We start from the raw sequence: 18283 nt of genomic DNA, 5'->3' as shown, positions 1-18283 counted from the left end.
AAACCCCGCTGATACTCACTCATGCCGCCAGTTCTCACACACTGGCGGCATGAAAACCCAACTCGCACTAAACACCGACCTTTCCGCCACCGTCTCTGACGGCAAGGCCCCGGAGTGGGTCGAACTAATCCCCCCTGGTCCCAACGTCACCGGCCGCGATGGTCGGCAATGGCTGTTCGACGAACAAGCCGGGACGTTGGTCCAGTCCAGTTTCCACGGTCGCGCTATTGACCTGCCCATTGACTGGGAACACGCCACCCAGCACCGCGCCAGCAAGGGCGAGTCCGCACCAGCGGCTGGCTGGATCAAGCAATTGGAGCTGCGTAACGGCGCCCTGTGGGGCTTGGTCGATTGGACCCCTCGTGCCTCCGAGCAAGTCATCAACCGCGAGTACCGCTTTCTTTCCCCCGTCTTTGACTTCGATCCCGACACCACCCGTATTGCTCGCCTGGTCAGCGCGGGCCTGACGAATAAACCCAACTTCCTGCTGACCGCCCTCAATCAAGAAAACACGGAGGTCACGCCTGTGACGCTTTCACCTGCGCTTCTGACTGCACTCGGCCTGCCTGCTACGGCGACCGAAGAACAGGCCCTTGCGGCCACGGCTCAACTCAAAGCAACCGCGCAAGCGACGAACACCGAAAAACCCAACCTTGAGCAGTTCATGCCACGGGCGGACTACGACAGCGTTTTGCTACGAGCCACCAATGCCGAGCAAGCCTTGGCCGATCAGAAGAAAACCGAACACAACAAGCAAGTTGATGCGCTGATCACCTCGGCCACCCAGGCCGGAAAAATAACCCCGGCAACGGCCGACTATCACCGCGCCGCTTGCCAGGACGAAACCGGTTTGGCGCGTTTTAAGGCATTCGTGGACGCGGCGCCAGTCGTTGCTGCCCCCTCCAACCTGGACGAGCGCAAGCACGATAAAACCACCACTGCGCTCAACTCCGAAGAGCAACACGTCGCCAAGCTGCTGGACATGAGCGAAGCGGACTTCATCAAGGGCAAGGCGTAACGCCCTCTATATAAAGGAAGCGATTCATGATCATTACTTCTGGCACCTTGGCCGCGTTGTTCACCGCGTACCGGGCCGAGTTCCAAAATGCCCAGGCAGCCACGCCGACCGATTGGGCGCGCATTGCCACGACCGTGCCGTCGACGTCGGCCAGCAACACCTATGGTTGGTTGGGGCAGTTCCCGAACTTTCGCGAGTGGATCGGCGACCGTGTTCTCAAAAACATGGCGGCGCACAGCTATTCGATCACCAACAAGAAGTATGAGTCGTCCGTGGGCGTGCCGCGTGACGCCATCGAAGATGACCAGATCGGCGTCTATAAGCCGTTGTTTGCCGAGATGGGCCGGGCGTCTACTGCGCACCCGGACGAGTTGGTGTTCAGTCTGTTGAAAGCTGGCTTGACCACCCTGTGCTATGACGGCCAGAACTTCTTCGACACCGATCATCCGGTCTACCCGAACACTGACGGCACCGGCACTGCAATCTCCGTCAGCAACTACCAGGACGGTGAAGGCCCAGCCTGGTATCTGCTCGATGTCAGCCGGGCGATCAAGCCCATCATCTTCCAACTGCGCCGTAAGTATGACCTCAAAGCCATGACCAGCATGGACGACGAAAATGTCTTTATGCGCGATGAATACCGCTATGGCGTCGATGCTCGTGCGAACGTCGGTTTCGGTTTCTGGCAGTTCGCGTTCTGCTCAAAGGCACCCCTCAACGCAGAGAACTACGCCGCAGCGCGTGCAGCGATGAAGGGTTTCCATGCTGACGGTGGTCGCCCACTCGGCGTAAACCCCGGCCTGTTGGTGGTGCCGTCCCCGCTGGAAGGCGCTGCGCGCAAGCTCCTGGTGAAGGATGCCAACAGCGGCAACGAATGGGCAGGCACCGCCGAAATCCTGGCGCCGAGCTGGCTGGGATAAGGGGGCGTTATGACGATCGTTATCACCTCAAAGCGCGACGGCTTCCGTCGTTGCGGTATCGCGCACTCCAGCCAGCCAACCCCATATCCGGACGACTTCTTCACGGAAGAACAGTTAAAGGCTCTCAGCAAAGAGCCTCAATTGGTCCTCGCTTATGTGGAGGACGAATTCGACCAGGTACAGGACCGCCGCGATGAAAACCTCCAGGAAGCCGACCTACAGAAAACGTCCAACGCCGTACAAAACACCCAGTCGCAGGCGACTGAAGCAAACGCTACAGCTCTGGGTGATGCAGTGGTTCTATCCGGCAGCGCGCCCGTTGTCGGAGGTCGGCTTGTATTCAACGGTCCGGCACCAGGGGCAACTTCCCCTGTGATCGAGCACGACATAGAGACACTGAACGCGGCCGACATCGAACTCGACGCTCTCTGGGAAGAGGCCAACCTGGAAGAGCTGGCGCGTGAAGCGGCCAAGGCAGAGGCCCCGAAACCTCCAGCGAAACCCCGGAAACCCAATGGCAACAAGGCCGAGAACAAAGATAAATGAACCTCTCGCTACCGTCCGCCAGCCAGCTCATTGTCCGATTTGGCGCCCGCGATATCGCACAGGTTGCCGTCCCGGATACAGATCGGGTAATCGCCTCTGAGTTGCTGGTAGCGGCGGCGGCTGGTCAGCCCCTGGACGAATGGCCGTCCGAGGACGTAGCTACTGCTGTTGCGACGTTGGCAAGGATCGCCGACGCCGTCACACGGGCGCGTAGCGAAGTGTCGTTTTACCTGCGGTTCCGTGCGGCTGGCGAGGATGCTCCTGCATGGGTCACGGATGACCTGGCCGAGATCGCCCGCTATCACCTGTACGACGACGCAGGCAAGGAAGAGTCGACCGTGCGGGTGCTTTACAAGGACGTGATCAAGCGCCTGGAGACCCTTGCCAGGGAAGACAAGGAGCGTGGGGCTTCGGATGGTGGGCAGTCTGGTTTCCAGATCAGCCACCAGCCTCGGCTGATGACTCGCAGGACTTTGAGGGACTTGTGATGCTGGGCGACCTGGAAGACTTGATCGAAGGCCGACTCAACGAGTTGAGCAAAAGCCTGCCGCGCTTGCGCGTGGCGAGCTACGGCGGCGAATTAGGCGACCCTGATCTGTTGCCGGAATTGCTCAAGCGTTGCCCGTCGATTTTGCTGATGGTGCCCAAGGCCATGATCAGGCCCAAGGCCCAGGGTCGCTACAGCATAAGTATCACTTTCCGCCTGGTGATTGCGGCTCGCCACCCTCGCGGGGAGAAGGAAACGCGGCGCGGCACAACTGACAAGGATGTTGGCACCTATGCGCTATGGGAGGCCTGCATGCACCAACTGGTTGACTGGCAACCTTGGGAGGGCCGCGCAGCCATCAAACCGATGGAGCTTTCCAACCTGGTCAACGGCAAGTTTGCCAGCGACCACCTGTCTGTCCTGGGGCAGTCATTCAACATCGAACTGGACTGGGAAAAGCCGAAAGAGGCCTTGCCCGATTTACTGGGCGTTGATCTGAACTACCACACCCCATCGGACAACCCCAACCCGGTCGCTACCGACAACATTGAACTGAGGGACGTGTGATGCAAGTTAAAGCTGCACCTGGTCATCGGGTGCCCCTGGAAGACGATCCGTACAAGTACATCGAAACAGCCAAGGCTGTTGATGTGCCGGATACCTCCTACTACCGACGCCGGATGGCGGCGGGTGAATTGATGCCCGGCGACAAACTAGGTGCTGGTGCCAAACAACCTGCAAAGGAATCCGCTGAATGAGCATCGAATTCGAAACAATCCCGGCGTCGATTCGCAAGCCGGGCGTTTACATGGAGTTCAACCTCCGCCTGGCTGTACGCAACCTGCCGACTAACAAACAGAACGTGTGCCTAATCGTGCCGCTTGGCGAGGGGGCGACAGTTGAGGCAAATGTCCCGAGGCCGTTCTACAGCTCGCCAGAGGCCAAAGACTTGTTCGGTGGAACTGTGGCCGAAGAAATGGCCGAAGCCTTTATCAGAGCCTACCGTTACGCCTCTATCTCCGCCGTGGGTGTGGTAGTTGAAGGTGACGCCGAGCCCGATATCAAGGCGGCGCTGGACGCTACGGCCATGGGGGGCTTTACCATTCTGGTTCCTGCTTGGTACAGCCAGACTGCGCTCACTGCATTGCGAACGCATATTCAGACCTGGACCAGCTCGATGGAGCAGCAAGGCATCATTGGTGTGGCAGCCAATACCGTCAGTTTGTCCGCAGCCACTACGCTGGCTACGTCCTTGAACTCTGGCGCTATCAGCCTGGCGTCGTTGCCTGGCACGGAATCGACTGCCCGTCAGGTCGCCGCAGCATACGCTGCTGTGATCGCCTCCGAGGAAGATCCTGCGCGGCCACTAAATACCCTGGAGGTTGCAGGAATTAAAGTTCCGCCTATGGGTAAACGACTTGGCCGCGCTGAGCAGGAAACCGCCTTAGCTAACGGTGTGACTCCACTTGAAGTTGGCCCTGGTGAGATTATCCAGATCGTCCGTGCAGTGACCACTTACACCAAGTCTGCGGCGGGAGCCACAGATGTGTCGCTGTTGGATCTGACAACCATCCGTACCCTGTATTACATCCGTATGGCGTGCCGTGATCGCATCCGCTTGCGCTTCCCGCGCTCAAAGTTGTCGAAAAAGACCCCGGCAGCAGTGCGCGGCGAGCTGCTGGACGTGCTGCTAAAGGCGCAGGAGCTGGAGATCGTCGAAGAAGTCGAGGCCAATGCGGCCGGGCTGGTGGTCGAGCGATCTTCCCAGGACGTAAACCGCCTTAACTGCACCATTCCTGTCGACGTCGTCAACGGCCTGCATGTATTCGCCGGTCGCATCGACCTGCTCCTGTAAGAGGTGATTTTAGATGGCTGATAACTATGTAGGGCAGATCGTCCTGGAGATCAACGGCACCGACTATGAGGTGGTGAGCGTCGAGCCGAGCCTCAAGACCGGGCGCAAGATCGTCAAGACAATGAATCGCAGCGGCCGTCCAACCGGCACGGCAAAGGGCATTGAAGATCACGAGCTGAAAGTCTCGGTGGCTATTCCTAAAAATGGTGAGCCGGACTGGCGTGCCCTGTTGGATGCCAAGCTGACGATCTATCCCCAGGATGGCGGCGGTAAGCGTGAGACCTGGACTGGTTGCTCATTGATCGACCTTGGCAGTAAGTACCAAGTAGAGGGTGAAGCCACCCGCGACCTGACCATCGCGGCTCTCAACTACTACACGGAATAACCCAATGACCGAGCAACCGAGCAAGCGCTGGGAAGGCCTGTGCATTACCGGCGAGTTGAGAATGGGCGTTTATTACGCTGGTTTGCGCCACAAGACCTTTACCTTGCGCGTTCCTGTTGCGGGCGACCTAGTCGCGGCACAGGAGCTGCATCCAGGCGCGCCTTTTCAACTGATTACCCTGGAGGTCTACCGCCGTCAATTGTTGTCCCTGGGCGAAATCCCCGTCGAGGCGCTGACAACTGAATTGCTCCTGGGCGAGTTGACCGAAAGCGACTTGGCCATCATCGCCGACGCCGATGCCGAGTTGGAAAAAAAGCTCGCGCCGCCGAGCGCGGCAACACCGACTGGCGACGAATCGAACACGCCTTCGTCCGGCACGGCTACCGACTAGAAGAGCTGCGCCAGATGACCAGGGCCGAGATCGACGCACGTATTGATCTGATCATCGGCAAGGTCAAAGGCACCCGCTACGTCAGCCAGCGCCAGCGCAAGGCGTTGCCAAAACCCAAAAGATAGGCTCGATACCGGGCCTTTCCTATTCTAGTAAGACCCTTTCCGGGAGTTTCCCATGTCCGATCTGCGCGTCGCGCTCCGTTTCCAGGCCCATGCGGGCAACAGTCGGCGTGAGATCGAGCAGATCAACCGCGACTTACGCAAAGCCGGTAAAGAGGGAGCGAAATCCCTGGCCGATGAAAGCTGGAAGGCATCCTCGGCCATCACCAAAGTGGGTCAGGTCGGGGCCAACAGTTATAAGACCATCCGTAGTGCCATGCGTGAAACCGCGAAGGCAGGTTCCGGCACGCGCATCGAGGTCAGCAAGACATCCGCCGAACTCAAGGAGATGGCCACCGCCGCCCGTAAGGCTGCGCGTGATGCCAAAACCGAACTTATGGGTGCTGATCGTCAAGGTGTGCAGCCACTGCGCCAGAGTGTTGATCGGACGGAAACGTCCTTCCGACGCATGGCTCAGAACAGCGGGCGTAGCCTTCGCACGTTGAAAACCATTGCGATGGGTGTGCGCCAAGAGTTCGACCGCATCAAGGGGTTGGGTGGCAGTATGCAGGGGCAACTGGCTGGCTTGGGTGTTGGTATTGGTGTGGTCTCCGGCCTCAAGGCTAACGCTGTGCTGGAACGTATGCTGATTCAAACTAAGCAAACTGCAGATATGTCAGGTTCACAAAAAAACGAATGGAAAACCGAAGGCTTCAGGATTGCCAAGGACTATGGAGTAGAGCGTACTGGCGTAGACATCGGTTTCAATACGTTGATTGCATCAGGAGTTAATTACGATGCTGCCAAAGACGCCGCCGATGCCATTGGCAAAGCCACTGCTGTTACTAATGCCGACCCGGCTGTGCTAGGGGATGCTCTTATGACGGGGGCATCGGCATTCAACATCGACTTGAACAAGAAAGATGCTGCGCTCGACTTACTGCAAAAGATGACTGTGGCTGGTCGGTTGGGTAGCGCTGAACTGGAGAACCTTGCCAGCCTGTTTCCAAAGCTCGGTGGTGCTGCCAATGCCGCAGGTATGTCGCTATCTCAGGCCTTGGCATTTACAGAGAGTTTATCCAAGGTTGAAAAACAACCCGAACGCCTGGGCACTTTGGCCGAGTCTACTTTGCGGGTCTTCGGGAATAAGCAGTATCGAGATCAAGTTACTAAGTCAACAGGCGTAAAGTTTTTTAATAAGGATCAAAGCACCCGTAACCCCGAAGATGTTTTCGGCGACGTGAAGCGCAAGTATGAAGCCATGAAAACTGATGAGCAGCGCGCAAAGTTCATGGGGATTGTATTCAAAGGTATGGATCAAGACACGGTTCGCGGTTGGCGCAGTATGTTGACCGGTGAGCGCCTTGAAGACTTCAAATCCGGTTCAAGAACGATTGATAAGTCTGCTCCGATATTCAATCAGGATTTGAAGGAGAACACCGAAAGCGCAAGCGGTACGGCGGCGCGAGTGAAAGCAACGTTGGCCGAAGCTATCGACCGGATGGCAACACCCTTGAATAAAGGGTTTGCCGATATGGGTACGTATCTGCTCGATGATTTGAACCTTTCTGGCGAGCAAATGCTTGCCGGTGGTGCTGCACTTGGTGTTGGAGGCTACTACGCCGGTCGCGGTGCCAAAGCGGGTGCAGGTGCGTTGCTCAACAAGTTCATGGGCGGTCCCGAAACCTTAAAAGGTATTGCTGTGGGTAAGGTGCTGGAAGAAGCCACGGGCGTTACATCTGTATTTGTCACCAACTGGCCTGCTGCTTCTCTGGGTGGCATTGGCGGGCCAGATCTGCCGAGCGGTTCTAACTCGGATAAAACCAAGGGCAAGCCCGGTGGCTTTATCACCCCATGGCTGGCACCACTTGCATTAGGGGTTACGGCGACCCAACTCGGAGGCTCAACCGGCCAGAACACCGATGCAGACCGGCTAGCCATGGTGCCCCGTAACAAGCTGATCAATGATGACCAGCGCGTCTATGAAACTTCTTTTTACCGCAACCGTATTGCCCTTGCGGAACAGAATCCCGACCAGTCACAAGGCTGGCTGTCCACGGAAGCCCAGCGCCTGGCGCACCATGAAACTGGCCTGACAGCATCGGGTTTGCCCGTCAACGGCGCCAACACCTGGGCGCAAGGTATCGCCAATAGAGCCCTGGCAGCGGGCGCCGAAACCTTCACCGCCCAACAACAACTGCGGGACATGATGTCGCAATCTGGCACCAGCCAGCCGTCCAACTGGTTGGCTGCCCAGGCCCAGCGCCTGGCTACTCCACTGTCAGGCGGTAATGCTCCTGGTATGCCGGGTTTTGGTCCCAATGGCGCTGCACCTGGTGCAGCCGGTGCCAATCCTGCCGCACAAGCCGCCGAGGAGCGGTTGCGTGCCTTGCTCGCTCAACCATTGGTCATTGAAGTTCGCACTGACTCGCACATGTTCCAGGCCGAGGTCGAGCGCCGAACCAGTGTTCAGATGAGGCGCGGCGGATGAGCTGGGCAGAGAACCTGCTGGACGCCTCTTTTCGCGGCGTTCCGCTCCAGATCGAAAGCGAAAGCATGCAATGGCAGCGTGCGCTGTCAGAGCATGGGACGCCGTTCAAGGACGGCGACCGGGTCAAAGACTTGGGCCGTGGCGCCCGACGCTTTCCCATGCAAGTGGTGGTGTTCGGTGTCAATTACGAGATCGAACTCCAGAACATCCTCCGTACCCTAAACACTCCAGGTACGGGCGAACTGATCCACCCGATCTATGGCAGCCTAAATGTCGTAAGCAATACCGGCGAGGTTAAACACCACGCCGAGCGTCCCGACTATGCTGAGATCAGCATCCTGTTTGTCGAGGACACGCCCGATGCACCGTTTTTTGAGCGGCAATTTGAGTTCGTCGATATCGGCGTGCTGGGGCTTGAGGACGAATACACCTGGCAGGATGGCATCTTTGATCTGTTCGGGCGCATTGACTCCCTGGTCGGCGAGATTCAATCGTGGATCGGTGGCGGCTGGGTTGGCCTGATCGAAAAGGCTCTGGGCCTGCCAGGCATTGGTCTGCGTCTGCAACAATTGCGCTCGCAGATCCTCGGTGTGGTGTCTGGCATTGGGTCGATGGCTAAACGGCCGTCGGGGGCCTTTGATCCGCTGGTGGACCTGATGCGCACGCCCTCAGAGATCCGCGCAGCGATCCAGGGCAGTACCCCCAGTTCGTCGACAGCACTGCTTGCCAGATCTGGCGTGCCCGCCGCATTGCCTGGCAGTGCCAGCCTGACGGCCGACGCCGCCCGTGCAGGCAGCGGCTTTTTGATCGGTGCCCGCCAAGGCGTAGCGCCGACCGTCGAGCTGCTGGTCGAAGGCGTGCCAGGTAACACCGGCACCGGTTTGGTACTACTGCCAATCGGCATGCCGGATGATCCGGTGATCGCCAGCGGTTTCGCCCTGGTCGTCCTGGTCATCACTGAACTGGCATTGGCCCACGCGCAGGCGGTCGCCTCCGTCATCGAGGACGAAGCCGACACACCGACCTTGAGCCCACTGGAACTGGAGGGATTGGTTAACCTGGTGCGCTCCCTGGTGCAGTCATCCATACTGTTGCAACGTCACCTATACGACGTGGAGACCGCCCGGCCGATCATTGAGGCGTTGCGTAACGTCGCCGCATTGATCCAAGCCCGCGCCCGCCAGGTCATCCTGCAAAGCCCGCCCATGATCGAGCGTGTGGTTGAAACCCCAGCGAGCCTGCGCCTGCTGGCCCATCGCTGGTACGGCGACCATACCCGTGCCTCCGAGTTGATCCGCCTCAATCCCGGCCTGAAAACGCCCCACAACATCGAAGCCGGGGAGGTACTGCGTGCCTACGCCAAATAAAGCTCTGGAAGAATCCATACGCTTATCAATTGGTGGCCTGGCCCATGAAGAATGGGATGGCTGGTCGATTGAATCCGACCTGTTGATCGCGTCTGATGGTTTCGAGCTGGAGCTATATACCAAGGACGCCACACGCTTACCCAGCGTGTTGGCCGAGGGCGCGCCATGCTCGCTGACCTTGGGTAAGGATCGCGTGCTGACGGGACAAATAGACGAGTTTGAACACGACATCTCCCGTCAGGGTATCTCGATGCGTATCACCGGCCGAGACCGTGCGGCGCCCCTGGTCGACTGTTCGGCGCCGTTCGTCTCGATGCGCGAAGCCACACTCGCACAGATCCTGGACCAGGTCGTCAAACCGCTGGGCATTACCAAGGTCGAGATCCGCGCCGCTCAGGCCAAGACCCGGCGCCGTGTGCAGATCGAACCGGGCCAGAGTGCGTGGGAGGCGTTGCTCCAGGTTGCCGAGGCCAATGGACTGTGGCCGTGGGTCGAGCCTGACGGGCGTTTGATCATTGGCGGGCCGGATTACAACGCGGCGCCAGTAGGAACACTGATCATGCGCGAAGACGGTGTCGGCAATAACGTGCAGCGCCTTAGTGTGCGGCGTTCCATCGCCAATCGGTACAGCCAGATCACCGTCCTGGGCCAGCATGGGCAGTACGACAATGACGGCCTGGACAGCAAGCGCGCCCACCTACGTTCGGTCATCCAGGACGAAACCCTGGCCCGTCGTGGGATCTTCCGGCCGAAGGTGGTCATTGATAGCTCCAGCGAGAACCAGGACATGGCGACCACTCGCGGTCGTAAGCTGCTAGCCGACAGTCGCCTGGAAGGTTTCGAGATCCGCGCAGTGGTGATGGGCCACCGTGCCGATAACGGCCAGGTCTGGAGCCCAGGCCAGCGCGTCATTGTTCGTAGCGAACCTCATGGATTGGATGCGACCTACTTTTTGATGTCGCGCACATTGCGTCTGACCCGTAGTGAAGGGCGCATCACTGAGTTGCGGTTGCGCGAGGATAAGTTGTGGGTGCTGGATGGCAACCCGACCAAGAAGCGCAAGGGCAAGGGTAAGAAGGCTGACCCGGACGCTGAGTTGGTCGAAATTATCAGGAACGCATGATGAGCAATATGGCGCGCCTGGTGCGCGAGCAGGTTAGTAGAGTGATGAGCAGCGTACGCCAGGCCTTCCGTGGCACGGCAGCACGCAACACCCATGGCAAGTTGATTGGCATCGAAATGGAAGGCCTAGCGGGCGAGTCGGTTTCCGGCGAGCAGATGCAGTACTACGGGTTTACCTCGGCCCCGCTGCCTGGCGCTGAATTTATCGCTCTCCCCATTGGTGGAAACAGTAAACATGTGGTTGTCATCGCCAGCGAAGATGGGCGATATCGCGTCGTACTCAAGGACGGCGAAGTTGCGCTCTACACCGATGAAGGTGACTACATCCACATGAAGCGCGGCCGGTTGATCGAGATTGAAACCGACACGCTGGTGGTCAAGGCCACGACCAAGGTTCGCTTTGAAACGCCCCTGGTCGAAATGAGCGAGGACGTTAAGGCGACGGGAGAAATTGCGGACCATACCCGGACCATGCAGGCGGATCGACTTATCTACAACGGTCATAACCACGGCGGCGGGCCAGTACCAGGTCAACAGCAATAAGCTGTGCTAACGTCGAATGTTCACAGCAATGGAGATTCGTCATGTCAAAAATTGTGCAAATTTCACCGTGTTCGGGCTGGGTGCATGTTTCGGGAGCGGATGGTGATCTAAACATCCATCGCGTCGCTTCCTGGGCTGTTTTAGAGAATGGCGAAGTCGTAGGTTTGGTACCTGTGAGTGCGGCAGGAAGGGCTCAACCCAACGCCAAACTAGTGCCTGCGCCTGATGGTGGAAGGTACTGCTTGCAGGAGCAGCTTAATGTCACAGAACAACTCCACCTCCGGCTAAATTAACTGACTGCTTGCTGGCCGCATTCTTTCCTAGATGCGGCCCTTTCTTAAACCCCGCTGATACTCAGTTTTCTAAGACTGCGCGCCACTATGCCAGCCTATGGACGCAGGCATAAACCCAACCACTGGCGACTTGACGGGCCAGCGTATCAATACGCTGGGCAACGCCGTTTATATCCGCCTCATGACACCCATCGGCACCTGGTGGAAAGACACCACCGTGGGCTCCCGCCTGCATGAGCTGAAACGCTCCAAAGACCTGCCACGGGTCGGCAAGCTCGCCAAACAATACGCCGAGCAGGCGCTCCAGCCGCTGCTCGATGACGGCCGTGCCCAAGACATCACCATCACCGTCGAGCAGCCCCACAACGGCTGGCTTCACTTGCAAATCGACATCACCGACGCCACCGGCAATCCGCAGGTGTTTCGCCAACCTGTAAGGGTGAATTGACATGGCTTATACCGCCCCCGGCCTGGACGAGATTCTGCGCGGCATCCTGCGCGACATTCGCAACCTTCAAACCGAAGCCGATATCGGCCCCGACAGCGACAACTATGTACGCTCGGCCGCTGTGGCCTCGGCTATTGAGGGGCTATATCAGAAGCTGGCCTGGGTATACCGCCAGATTTTCCCGGACACTGCCGACGAAGAGGAACTGGTCCACGCGGCCGCGCTTAGGGGGGTGCTACAAAAAGACCCCGTAGCGGCCACCGGTACGGCTGCACTCAAAGGCACGCCCGGCGTACCGTTGCTGCTTGGTGCCACCTTAAAACACGTTGTCACGGGCGAACTGTTCACCGCCAAAGCTAGCGCGAACATTGGCACCGATGGCACTGCCTCGGTCCTGGTCGAAGCCCAAACCGTCGGTGTTGCACTCAACGATCTGACGGGCGCCCTGGTGCTAACCAGCCCGCCGTTGGGCATGGACGCGGCCGCTACTTTCATCGGCAAGACTACGGGCGGCGAAGAACGGGAGACAGTTGAATCCCTGCTGGCCCGTTACCTGGACATCATCCAGTCGCCCCCGGCCGGTGGTGCGGCCTATGACTACCGTCGTTGGGCGTTGGAGGTCGATGGAGTAGCCGACGCGCTGCCTATCCCCCTGCGTAGAGGGGGCGGCACCGTTGATGTAGTCATCACCGCCAGCTCTGGTAACCCTTCGGCCGAGGTCATTGCGGCATGCCTGGCACATATACAAGACCAGTGCTCAGTGATCGCCGACCTATGGGTCTACGCGCCAACTATCCGCGTAGTCAACGCCGCCGCCAAAATTGAACTAGCCCCAGGCTTCACTCTGGCCGAAGTGCAGGCCGCAGCGCAAAAGGCTTACAACGTCCTTCTGGGCGCGTTAAAGCCCCGCGAGCCCCTCAAACGCTCACAGATCGAAGCCATGATCAACAACCTGGCTGGCGTCCTGGACCGTGCTGTCACTGCTCCAGCCGGGAACGTCAAAGCGTCCGATGACCCGGCGCTTATTGGCTGGATTCGCCCCGGCACCATCATTTTGGGCCTGCTGGAATGACCACGCTCGCCGATCAGCTCCGGTTGCTGCTGCCGCCTGTTTCCTATGACGGGTCGGCGCCTTACCTGTCAGCCACCATTGAGGCCGAAGCCAATGCCATGGACCTGGCCGACGCCCAGGCAAACGTGGTTTACAACACAATTTTTCCCGATTCCGGCGAAGGGCTTGCCGATTGGGAGCGGGTGCTGGCCTTGCCCGACCCCTGCCTGCTCGGCCAAGCCCAGACTGTCGGCCAACGTGTAAAGGCCGTTGTTAGCAAGCTGCCTGGCCGTGCAGGCCAAAGTAAATCCTTCTTTATCGCCCTGGCTAAGTCTTTGGGCTACGACATCACCATCACCACATTCCGACCAGCGCGAGTTGGCATAGCGCGAGCTGGCGACCCCATCAACGGTGCTGACTGGGACTTCACCTGGCGGGTTAACGCTCCGGCCGTAACGGTGAGTTATGCCAGGGCCGGTGCTACGGGCGCTGGCGATCCTTTATCCGTCTGGGGCAACAGAGCCCTGGAGTGTCGGCTGGGCCAGATGAAGCCCGCCGAGTCCATTTTGCTGTTCGGTTACGGAGACAACTAATGCAGAAGATCAGCGACAGCACCAGCACCGCGAATGCTGATGGCGAGTTTACCGAGGGCAACCCACAAGCTGGGGCAGACGCGACACTGATCAAGGCAGCTTGGCTGAACGCCATTCAGCGAGAGATTGTGGCGGTTATTCTCGCTGCTGGGCTGAATCTCAATAAAAACGATGACACCCAACTGTCCAAGGCTGTCAGCGCGTTGGCAGGGTCAGCAGCTGACTTTAATAAGCTGCTGAACAAGCCAACCACGCTTGGTGGCTATGGCATTACTGATACCTATCGTGCCGTCGATATCGACCACAAGCTGAATGGCAAGATTAATGGGGATTGGGCCGATACCATTGGGTTTGCTGGCGACAACCCAGCACAACCCTACATGCGCCAGACATCGACCGGCACCAATTTCCTCTTGGCACCTGCAAATCACGGCCACTCCTTTTCGAGTCTGACTGGAATACCAACCACGCTAGCGGGGCATGGCATCTACGATGCCTTTACTAAAACGCAGGTCGAAGCACTTATCAACGGAGAGGTTGCTCGACTGATCGGTGCCGCTCCCGGTGCTGTAGATACGATTGAAGAGCTTGCTAAGTCGCTCAACAACAACCCAAATTTTGCGACTGACGTAATTAATGGTCTGTCCGGCAAGGCCGACAAAGCAACGACCATACAAGGCTATGGAATTACTGACTGTTATCGTGTAGTCGACGTGGACTACAGGCTGGATGCCAAGGCCAATTGGGGAACCACTCTGGCCGACTATCGAATCACGGACTCGTATCGTGCCGTTGATGTTGATTACAAACTCGTTTTCAAGGCAGACAGGGCATCAACCGCTGCTGGTTACGGTCTCACAGATGTTCACACGCTCACTTCGTTCATGAAGCCTGTCACTGGGCAGTGGGTGGGCCTGAGCGGGTCGGGAGCTATTCCAGCGGGTGGGACATGGGCTTACTTTGTCGTTAGCTACAACAACGTCGGGGTGATTGCTCAAAGTGGTGCTGGGGTGACGACAGGTGGAACAACTGTCGGATTCACAAACAGTTCAAATGGTTTTGCATGGAGGATTGCATAATGACGACTAAGAAAGTGGCGATTGTAGGGTCGTCAAATGTAACCATCGCCCGCGATCTGGTGGGAGTCCCAGCAGAGCCTACTATCGAGAATATCCAGAGGGTGTCCGATGGGAGCTATATGGTGACCTATAACGGGGCGCCCCATCATGTCGTAGAACTGGAGTCACCCGAGCTATACACCCTGGTCCTTGCGAGCATAGAGGCTGGGGCGAAAGTCGAAAAATATCTGGGGTCGAGTACTTCTGATGAATTGAAGCCTTCCGTGCCAGAGCCGACGATTGAGAATATCCAAAGCCGAACTGATGGAAGCTACGTTGTCATTTACAAGGGCCTTCCATATCACGCCACAAGGCTAGAGACCCCCGAGGTTTACGAGCAAGTCCTTGCAAAGATTGAAGCGGGTGAGCCTGTCACGGAATATCAGGAACGAGTTGTTCCAATGCCCACTCCGGCTGAGGAAGCTCAAAACGTAATCGCCAGCCGACGCGCCATTGCTGATTACGCAATCAGGCCGTTTCAGGACGCCGTAGATATTGATGATGCGACCGATTCAGAGGTTGCAGCACTCAAAGCCTGGAAGAAGTATCGGGTGGCCCTGAACCGAGTGCATGAGCAACAGGGTTATCCCCTGAAAATCGAGTGGCCTGAGGTGCCAATCATCCCGCAAAACTCAGCAGGTTGACCCCGAATAGGCCGTGCCAATCATCGTGCAACGCGGTGCCAAATCCGACGCGCGCTTACAGCCCGCGATTGTGGTGCCCACCTAACATCTGCTTGAAAAAGCTCATGAGTGTGTCTCCAATTGAGTGTGTTTCAAGATTAAAAACCCTGAAGCAACATTAGAGTCAAGACACCCTTCACAGTTAATTTTGTAGCCTTCCCCAGCAGATTTTGTTTGGTAACCGCGATGCCCCTCCTATCGAGGTGACTTCCAAGTTCTTCCAAGCCAATTATTAATAATAAAAAACATGTAATACATTTCTAAAGCGCCTCAACACACCCTATAAGAAGCAATAACTTAAAGTTGTATATTGCTACAGCAACCGCCCTCCTCCGGCACCCTACCCACTGTGCACAACCCAATCAAAAATAAATTAAATCATCGACCTGAAACAATAAGAGACACCATATCAGTAGAATAATTAAATTACTTATTAGACAATTAAAGGTTGGTTGCTTTGGAGGAGTGACATGACCACATTTCAATTTATCTTAGGCATGATTTTCTGCCTTGCCCTGCTTGGTGTCAGGGCCTACTTGACCATACGACGCTACGGAAAAAATGATGGGAAGCATTCCGTAAGCAAGTGAACCCAATAGGTGAAAAACATAATCTGAAGCCCCGAACCCTAGGTGAATTCAGGGCTTTTTTGCGCTTACTGACTGGCCGGCCAAATCGCCATGAGGCCATGGTTGATGCAAATTTTAGTTCACCATAACGAAACTTCCCGCCATAAAGTCGAAAAAAACGGACTTCGGCTTAGACTGAGCCCCCATTCTGGTTTTCCTACATGGCTTGAGGTCGTGCGAATGTTCTCAACCGCAACTGTAAGTTGCCGAAGCCATCGCCACTCTTAAAGCTCAACCAAGCTTTATTCATTTTGAGTTGAGGGGCTACGGGCAGAGCTTCAGCACATACTTGTGCCGCGCCCTCAAGGCTGCTTGATCGGCAATGGCACTGGCGCGGATAACAGGACGCTCGTGGCGTTCACATTACCCAATGCGAACGAAGCCGATATTTTGTGAACGCTCTGCATGAAATCCAAGACAACAAAAAAGGGCCCACCTTTCGGTGAGCCCTTCTAGACCGCCCAGCAGAGCGGATTTTGTTTGGTAGGCGCGATTGGACTCGAACCAACGACCCCCACCATGTCAAGGTGGTGCTCTAACCAACTGAGCTACGTGCCTGCTGTGAGGCGGCATTCTACGGAATTCCCGAGGGGTGTCAACACCTTTTTTGCAGCTAAGCCTATGAATATGCGAATTTTTTATTTTTGATCGGTATAGCTGCTTTTCCCGGGTGGCTGGCAGGGGATTTTCAACTCAGGTAGGATCGGCGCACTCGTAAAAAATATAAAACAGAGGTTCCAGTATGGCGAACACCCCCTACCCCCAGTCGTATTACGCCGCGTCCGCCAATGCGGTTCCTCCCCGGCCGGTCCTGCAAGGCGAAGTCGAAACCGACGTGTGCGTGATCGGCGCCGGCTATACCGGGTTGTCGAGTGCACTGTTCCTGCTGGAGAGCGGCTTTCGCGTGACGGTACTGGAAGCCGCCAAGGTGGGCTTCGGGGCTTCAGGGCGCAATGGTGGGCAGATCGTCAACAGCTACAGCCGTGATATCGATGTGATCGAGCGTAGTGTCGGTCCCCAGCAGGCGCAGCTATTGGGGCAAATGGCGTTTGAAGGCGGCAGGATCATTCGTGAACGGGTCGCCAAATACCAGATCCAGTGCGACCTGAAGGACGGCGGTGTATTTGCCGCGCTCAATAGCAAGCACATGGGTCACCTGGAGTCGCAGAAGCGCCTGTGGGAGCGCTATGGCCATACTCAGCTGGAGTTGCTCGACGAGCGGCGCATCCGCGATGTGGTGGCCTGTGAGAACTACGTCGGCGGCCTATTGGACATGAGCGGTGGGCATATCCACCCGCTCAACCTGGCATTGGGCGAAGCGGCGGCGGTGGAGTCCCTCGGCGGCACGATCTACGAACAGTCTGCAGCGGTGCGTATCGAGCGCGGCGCCAACCCTGTCGTCCACACCGCCCAAGGCAAGGTGAAGGCCAAATTCATCATCGTCGCCGGCAACGCCTACCTGGGCAACCTGGTGCCTGAGCTGGCAGCCAAGTCGATGCCTTGCGGCACACAGGTAATTACCACGGCACCTCTGGGTGATGAACTGGCTAAAACCCTGCTGCCCCAGGATTTCTGCGTCGAAGATTGCAACTACTTGCTCGACTATTACCGACTGACCAGCGACAAGCGCCTGATCTTCGGGGGTGGCGTGGTGTATGGCGCGCGGGATCCGGCGAATATTGAAGCGATCATCCGCCCGAAGATGCTCAAGGCATTCCCGCAATTGAAGGATGTGAAAATCGACTACGCCTGGACCGGCAATTTCCTGCTGACCCTGTCGCGACTGCCTCAGGTCGGGCGCCTGGGTGACAACATCTACTACTCCCAGGGCTGTAGCGGCCATGGCGTGACGTATACCCACCTGGCAGGCAAGGTGCTAGCCGAAGCCCTCAAAGGCCAGGCCGAGCGTTTTGATGCGTTTGCCGACCTGCCCCACTATCCGTTCCCGGGCGGCCAACTGCTGCGAACCCCATTTGCGGCGCTGGGCGCGTGGTACTACGGGCTGCGGGACAAGCTGGGCTTCTGATCGACACCCTGTAGGGGCCGGCTTGCCGACTCCTACAGGGCGCACCATCAAATCGCAGACACAAAAAACCCCGGTCTTTCGACCAGGGTCTTTGCTATCGATCCAATCAAGCATGAAGCTTGCCTTGGCGCTCTCAGGGTGTTCAGTGGACCCTGGAACAGATATGGCGCAGCGGACGGGACTCGAACCCGCGACCCCCGGCGTGACAGGCCGGTA

At 57.5% G+C, this 18283-nt stretch carries 19 protein-coding genes and 1 tRNA gene; 19 read left to right on the top strand and 1 reads right to left on the bottom strand.

The window, feature by feature from the left end:
- Window positions 1–49 precede the first annotated feature (49 nt).
- The 18 genes from KL786_RS22135 to KL786_RS22050 all read left to right on the top strand — a co-directional run bounded on the left by KL786_RS22135 (window position 50) and on the right by KL786_RS22050 (window position 15373).
- On the top strand, window positions 50–1018 hold the full coding sequence (locus KL786_RS22135; protein WP_092235884.1) for a phage protease: 969 nt from the start codon (window positions 50–52) through the stop codon (window positions 1016–1018).
- 26 nt (window positions 1019–1044) lie between these two features.
- The gene (locus tag KL786_RS22130) at window positions 1045–1938 is read left to right on the top strand and encodes a Mu-like prophage major head subunit gpT family protein (protein ID WP_092235882.1); all 894 of its coding nucleotides are present in this window, start codon (window positions 1045–1047) and stop codon (window positions 1936–1938) included.
- A 9-nt stretch (window positions 1939–1947) separates the two neighbouring features.
- Window positions 1948–2484 carry an HI1506-related protein gene (locus KL786_RS22125; RefSeq protein ID WP_092235879.1) on the top strand — a complete coding sequence of 179 codons (537 nt, stop codon included), beginning with the start codon at window positions 1948–1950 and terminating at the stop codon, window positions 2482–2484.
- Window positions 2481–2972 carry a phage protein Gp36 family protein gene (locus KL786_RS22120; protein WP_092235876.1) on the top strand — a complete coding sequence of 164 codons (492 nt, stop codon included), beginning with the start codon at window positions 2481–2483 and terminating at the stop codon, window positions 2970–2972. The genes KL786_RS22125 and KL786_RS22120 overlap by 4 nt, the downstream gene beginning before the upstream one ends.
- Window positions 2972–3538: a phage protein Gp37 gene (locus tag KL786_RS22115; protein ID WP_092235873.1), complete on the top strand. Its 567-nt coding sequence runs from the start codon at window positions 2972–2974 to the stop codon at window positions 3536–3538. The genes KL786_RS22120 and KL786_RS22115 overlap by 1 nt, the downstream gene beginning before the upstream one ends.
- Window positions 3538–3729, top strand: a complete 192-nt coding sequence (locus KL786_RS22110) for a hypothetical protein (protein WP_092235870.1) — start codon at window positions 3538–3540, stop codon at window positions 3727–3729. The genes KL786_RS22115 and KL786_RS22110 overlap by 1 nt, the downstream gene beginning before the upstream one ends.
- Entirely contained in the window at window positions 3726–4826 is a 1101-nt protein-coding gene (locus tag KL786_RS22105; protein ID WP_092235867.1) for a phage tail sheath C-terminal domain-containing protein, read from the top strand. Before KL786_RS22110 ends, KL786_RS22105 begins: the two co-directional genes overlap by 4 nt.
- 13 nt (window positions 4827–4839) lie before the next feature.
- Entirely contained in the window at window positions 4840–5211 is a 372-nt protein-coding gene (locus KL786_RS22100) for a phage tail protein (protein ID WP_092235864.1), read from the top strand.
- A 4-nt stretch (window positions 5212–5215) separates the two neighbouring features.
- On the top strand, window positions 5216–5602 hold the full coding sequence (locus KL786_RS22095; RefSeq protein ID WP_092235861.1) for a hypothetical protein: 387 nt from the start codon (window positions 5216–5218) through the stop codon (window positions 5600–5602).
- A 177-nt stretch (window positions 5603–5779) separates the two neighbouring features.
- The gene (locus KL786_RS22090) at window positions 5780–8194 is read left to right on the top strand and encodes a phage tail tape measure protein (RefSeq protein ID WP_092235859.1); all 2415 of its coding nucleotides are present in this window, start codon (window positions 5780–5782) and stop codon (window positions 8192–8194) included.
- Window positions 8191–9561: a DNA circularization protein gene (locus KL786_RS22085; protein WP_092235857.1), complete on the top strand. Its 1371-nt coding sequence runs from the start codon at window positions 8191–8193 to the stop codon at window positions 9559–9561. The genes KL786_RS22090 and KL786_RS22085 overlap by 4 nt, the downstream gene beginning before the upstream one ends.
- On the top strand, window positions 9545–10684 hold the full coding sequence (locus KL786_RS22080; protein WP_235861026.1) for a phage baseplate assembly protein: 1140 nt from the start codon (window positions 9545–9547) through the stop codon (window positions 10682–10684). The genes KL786_RS22085 and KL786_RS22080 overlap by 17 nt, the downstream gene beginning before the upstream one ends.
- Window positions 10684–11226 (top strand): phage baseplate assembly protein domain-containing protein, encoded by a 543-nt coding sequence (locus KL786_RS22075; protein ID WP_092235854.1) that lies wholly within the window; start codon window positions 10684–10686, stop codon window positions 11224–11226. The genes KL786_RS22080 and KL786_RS22075 overlap by 1 nt, the downstream gene beginning before the upstream one ends.
- Window positions 11227–11616: 390 nt before the next feature.
- Window positions 11617–11967, top strand: a complete 351-nt coding sequence (locus KL786_RS22070) for a phage GP46 family protein (protein WP_092235851.1) — start codon at window positions 11617–11619, stop codon at window positions 11965–11967.
- Window position 11968: 1 nt separating this feature from the next.
- Window positions 11969–13039, top strand: a complete 1071-nt coding sequence (locus KL786_RS22065) for a baseplate J/gp47 family protein (protein ID WP_092235848.1) — start codon at window positions 11969–11971, stop codon at window positions 13037–13039.
- Window positions 13036–13611, top strand: coding sequence for a YmfQ family protein (locus tag KL786_RS22060; RefSeq protein ID WP_092235845.1), 576 nt, complete (start codon window positions 13036–13038; stop codon window positions 13609–13611). The genes KL786_RS22065 and KL786_RS22060 overlap by 4 nt, the downstream gene beginning before the upstream one ends.
- A complete protein-coding gene (locus KL786_RS22055) occupies window positions 13611–14690 on the top strand; it encodes a hypothetical protein (RefSeq protein ID WP_092235842.1) in 1080 nt (359 codons plus the stop codon). Before KL786_RS22060 ends, KL786_RS22055 begins: the two co-directional genes overlap by 1 nt.
- On the top strand, window positions 14690–15373 hold the full coding sequence (locus KL786_RS22050; protein WP_235861023.1) for a tail fiber assembly protein: 684 nt from the start codon (window positions 14690–14692) through the stop codon (window positions 15371–15373). Before KL786_RS22055 ends, KL786_RS22050 begins: the two co-directional genes overlap by 1 nt.
- Window positions 15374–16522: 1149 nt before the next feature.
- On the opposite strand, the gene KL786_RS22045 is transcribed toward KL786_RS22050, so the two are convergent.
- Window positions 16523–16599: transfer RNA gene (locus KL786_RS22045), tRNA-Val, on the bottom strand.
- A gap of 184 nt (window positions 16600–16783) precedes the next feature.
- Between KL786_RS22045 and KL786_RS22040 the strand changes: the two genes are divergently transcribed.
- The gene (locus KL786_RS22040; protein ID WP_032859482.1) at window positions 16784–18067 is read left to right on the top strand and encodes an NAD(P)/FAD-dependent oxidoreductase; all 1284 of its coding nucleotides are present in this window, start codon (window positions 16784–16786) and stop codon (window positions 18065–18067) included.
- The last annotated feature ends 216 nt before the right edge of the window (window positions 18068–18283 follow it).

This window comes from Pseudomonas sp. TAE6080 (assembly GCF_018732265.1).
Taxonomy (GTDB): domain Bacteria; phylum Pseudomonadota; class Gammaproteobacteria; order Pseudomonadales; family Pseudomonadaceae; genus Aquipseudomonas; species Aquipseudomonas brenneri.
This window is presented reverse-complemented; position numbering and strand designations above follow the sequence as displayed.

What these genes read in the sequence shown, in the direction of transcription:
- KL786_RS22105 (WP_092235867.1), top strand. Translation starts at nt 3,726, where the DNA reads ATGAGCATCGAATTCGAAACAATCCCGGCGTCGATTCGCAAGCCGGGC.
- KL786_RS22040 (WP_032859482.1), top strand. Translation starts at nt 16,784, where the DNA reads ATGGCGAACACCCCCTACCCCCAGTCGTATTACGCCGCGTCCGCCAAT.
- KL786_RS22100 (WP_092235864.1), top strand. Translation starts at nt 4,840, where the DNA reads ATGGCTGATAACTATGTAGGGCAGATCGTCCTGGAGATCAACGGCACC.
- KL786_RS22110 (WP_092235870.1), top strand. Translation starts at nt 3,538, where the DNA reads ATGCAAGTTAAAGCTGCACCTGGTCATCGGGTGCCCCTGGAAGACGAT.
- KL786_RS22095 (WP_092235861.1), top strand. Translation starts at nt 5,216, where the DNA reads ATGACCGAGCAACCGAGCAAGCGCTGGGAAGGCCTGTGCATTACCGGC.
- KL786_RS22125 (WP_092235879.1), top strand. Translation starts at nt 1,948, where the DNA reads ATGACGATCGTTATCACCTCAAAGCGCGACGGCTTCCGTCGTTGCGGT.
- KL786_RS22090 (WP_092235859.1), top strand. Translation starts at nt 5,780, where the DNA reads ATGTCCGATCTGCGCGTCGCGCTCCGTTTCCAGGCCCATGCGGGCAAC.
- KL786_RS22060 (WP_092235845.1), top strand. Translation starts at nt 13,036, where the DNA reads ATGACCACGCTCGCCGATCAGCTCCGGTTGCTGCTGCCGCCTGTTTCC.
- KL786_RS22135 (WP_092235884.1), top strand. Translation starts at nt 50, where the DNA reads ATGAAAACCCAACTCGCACTAAACACCGACCTTTCCGCCACCGTCTCT.
- KL786_RS22120 (WP_092235876.1), top strand. Translation starts at nt 2,481, where the DNA reads ATGAACCTCTCGCTACCGTCCGCCAGCCAGCTCATTGTCCGATTTGGC.
- KL786_RS22085 (WP_092235857.1), top strand. Translation starts at nt 8,191, where the DNA reads ATGAGCTGGGCAGAGAACCTGCTGGACGCCTCTTTTCGCGGCGTTCCG.
- KL786_RS22075 (WP_092235854.1), top strand. Translation starts at nt 10,684, where the DNA reads ATGAGCAATATGGCGCGCCTGGTGCGCGAGCAGGTTAGTAGAGTGATG.
- KL786_RS22070 (WP_092235851.1), top strand. Translation starts at nt 11,617, where the DNA reads ATGGACGCAGGCATAAACCCAACCACTGGCGACTTGACGGGCCAGCGT.
- KL786_RS22055 (WP_092235842.1), top strand. Translation starts at nt 13,611, where the DNA reads ATGCAGAAGATCAGCGACAGCACCAGCACCGCGAATGCTGATGGCGAG.
- KL786_RS22065 (WP_092235848.1), top strand. Translation starts at nt 11,969, where the DNA reads ATGGCTTATACCGCCCCCGGCCTGGACGAGATTCTGCGCGGCATCCTG.
- KL786_RS22050 (WP_235861023.1), top strand. Translation starts at nt 14,690, where the DNA reads ATGACGACTAAGAAAGTGGCGATTGTAGGGTCGTCAAATGTAACCATC.
- KL786_RS22130 (WP_092235882.1), top strand. Translation starts at nt 1,045, where the DNA reads ATGATCATTACTTCTGGCACCTTGGCCGCGTTGTTCACCGCGTACCGG.
- KL786_RS22115 (WP_092235873.1), top strand. Translation starts at nt 2,972, where the DNA reads ATGCTGGGCGACCTGGAAGACTTGATCGAAGGCCGACTCAACGAGTTG.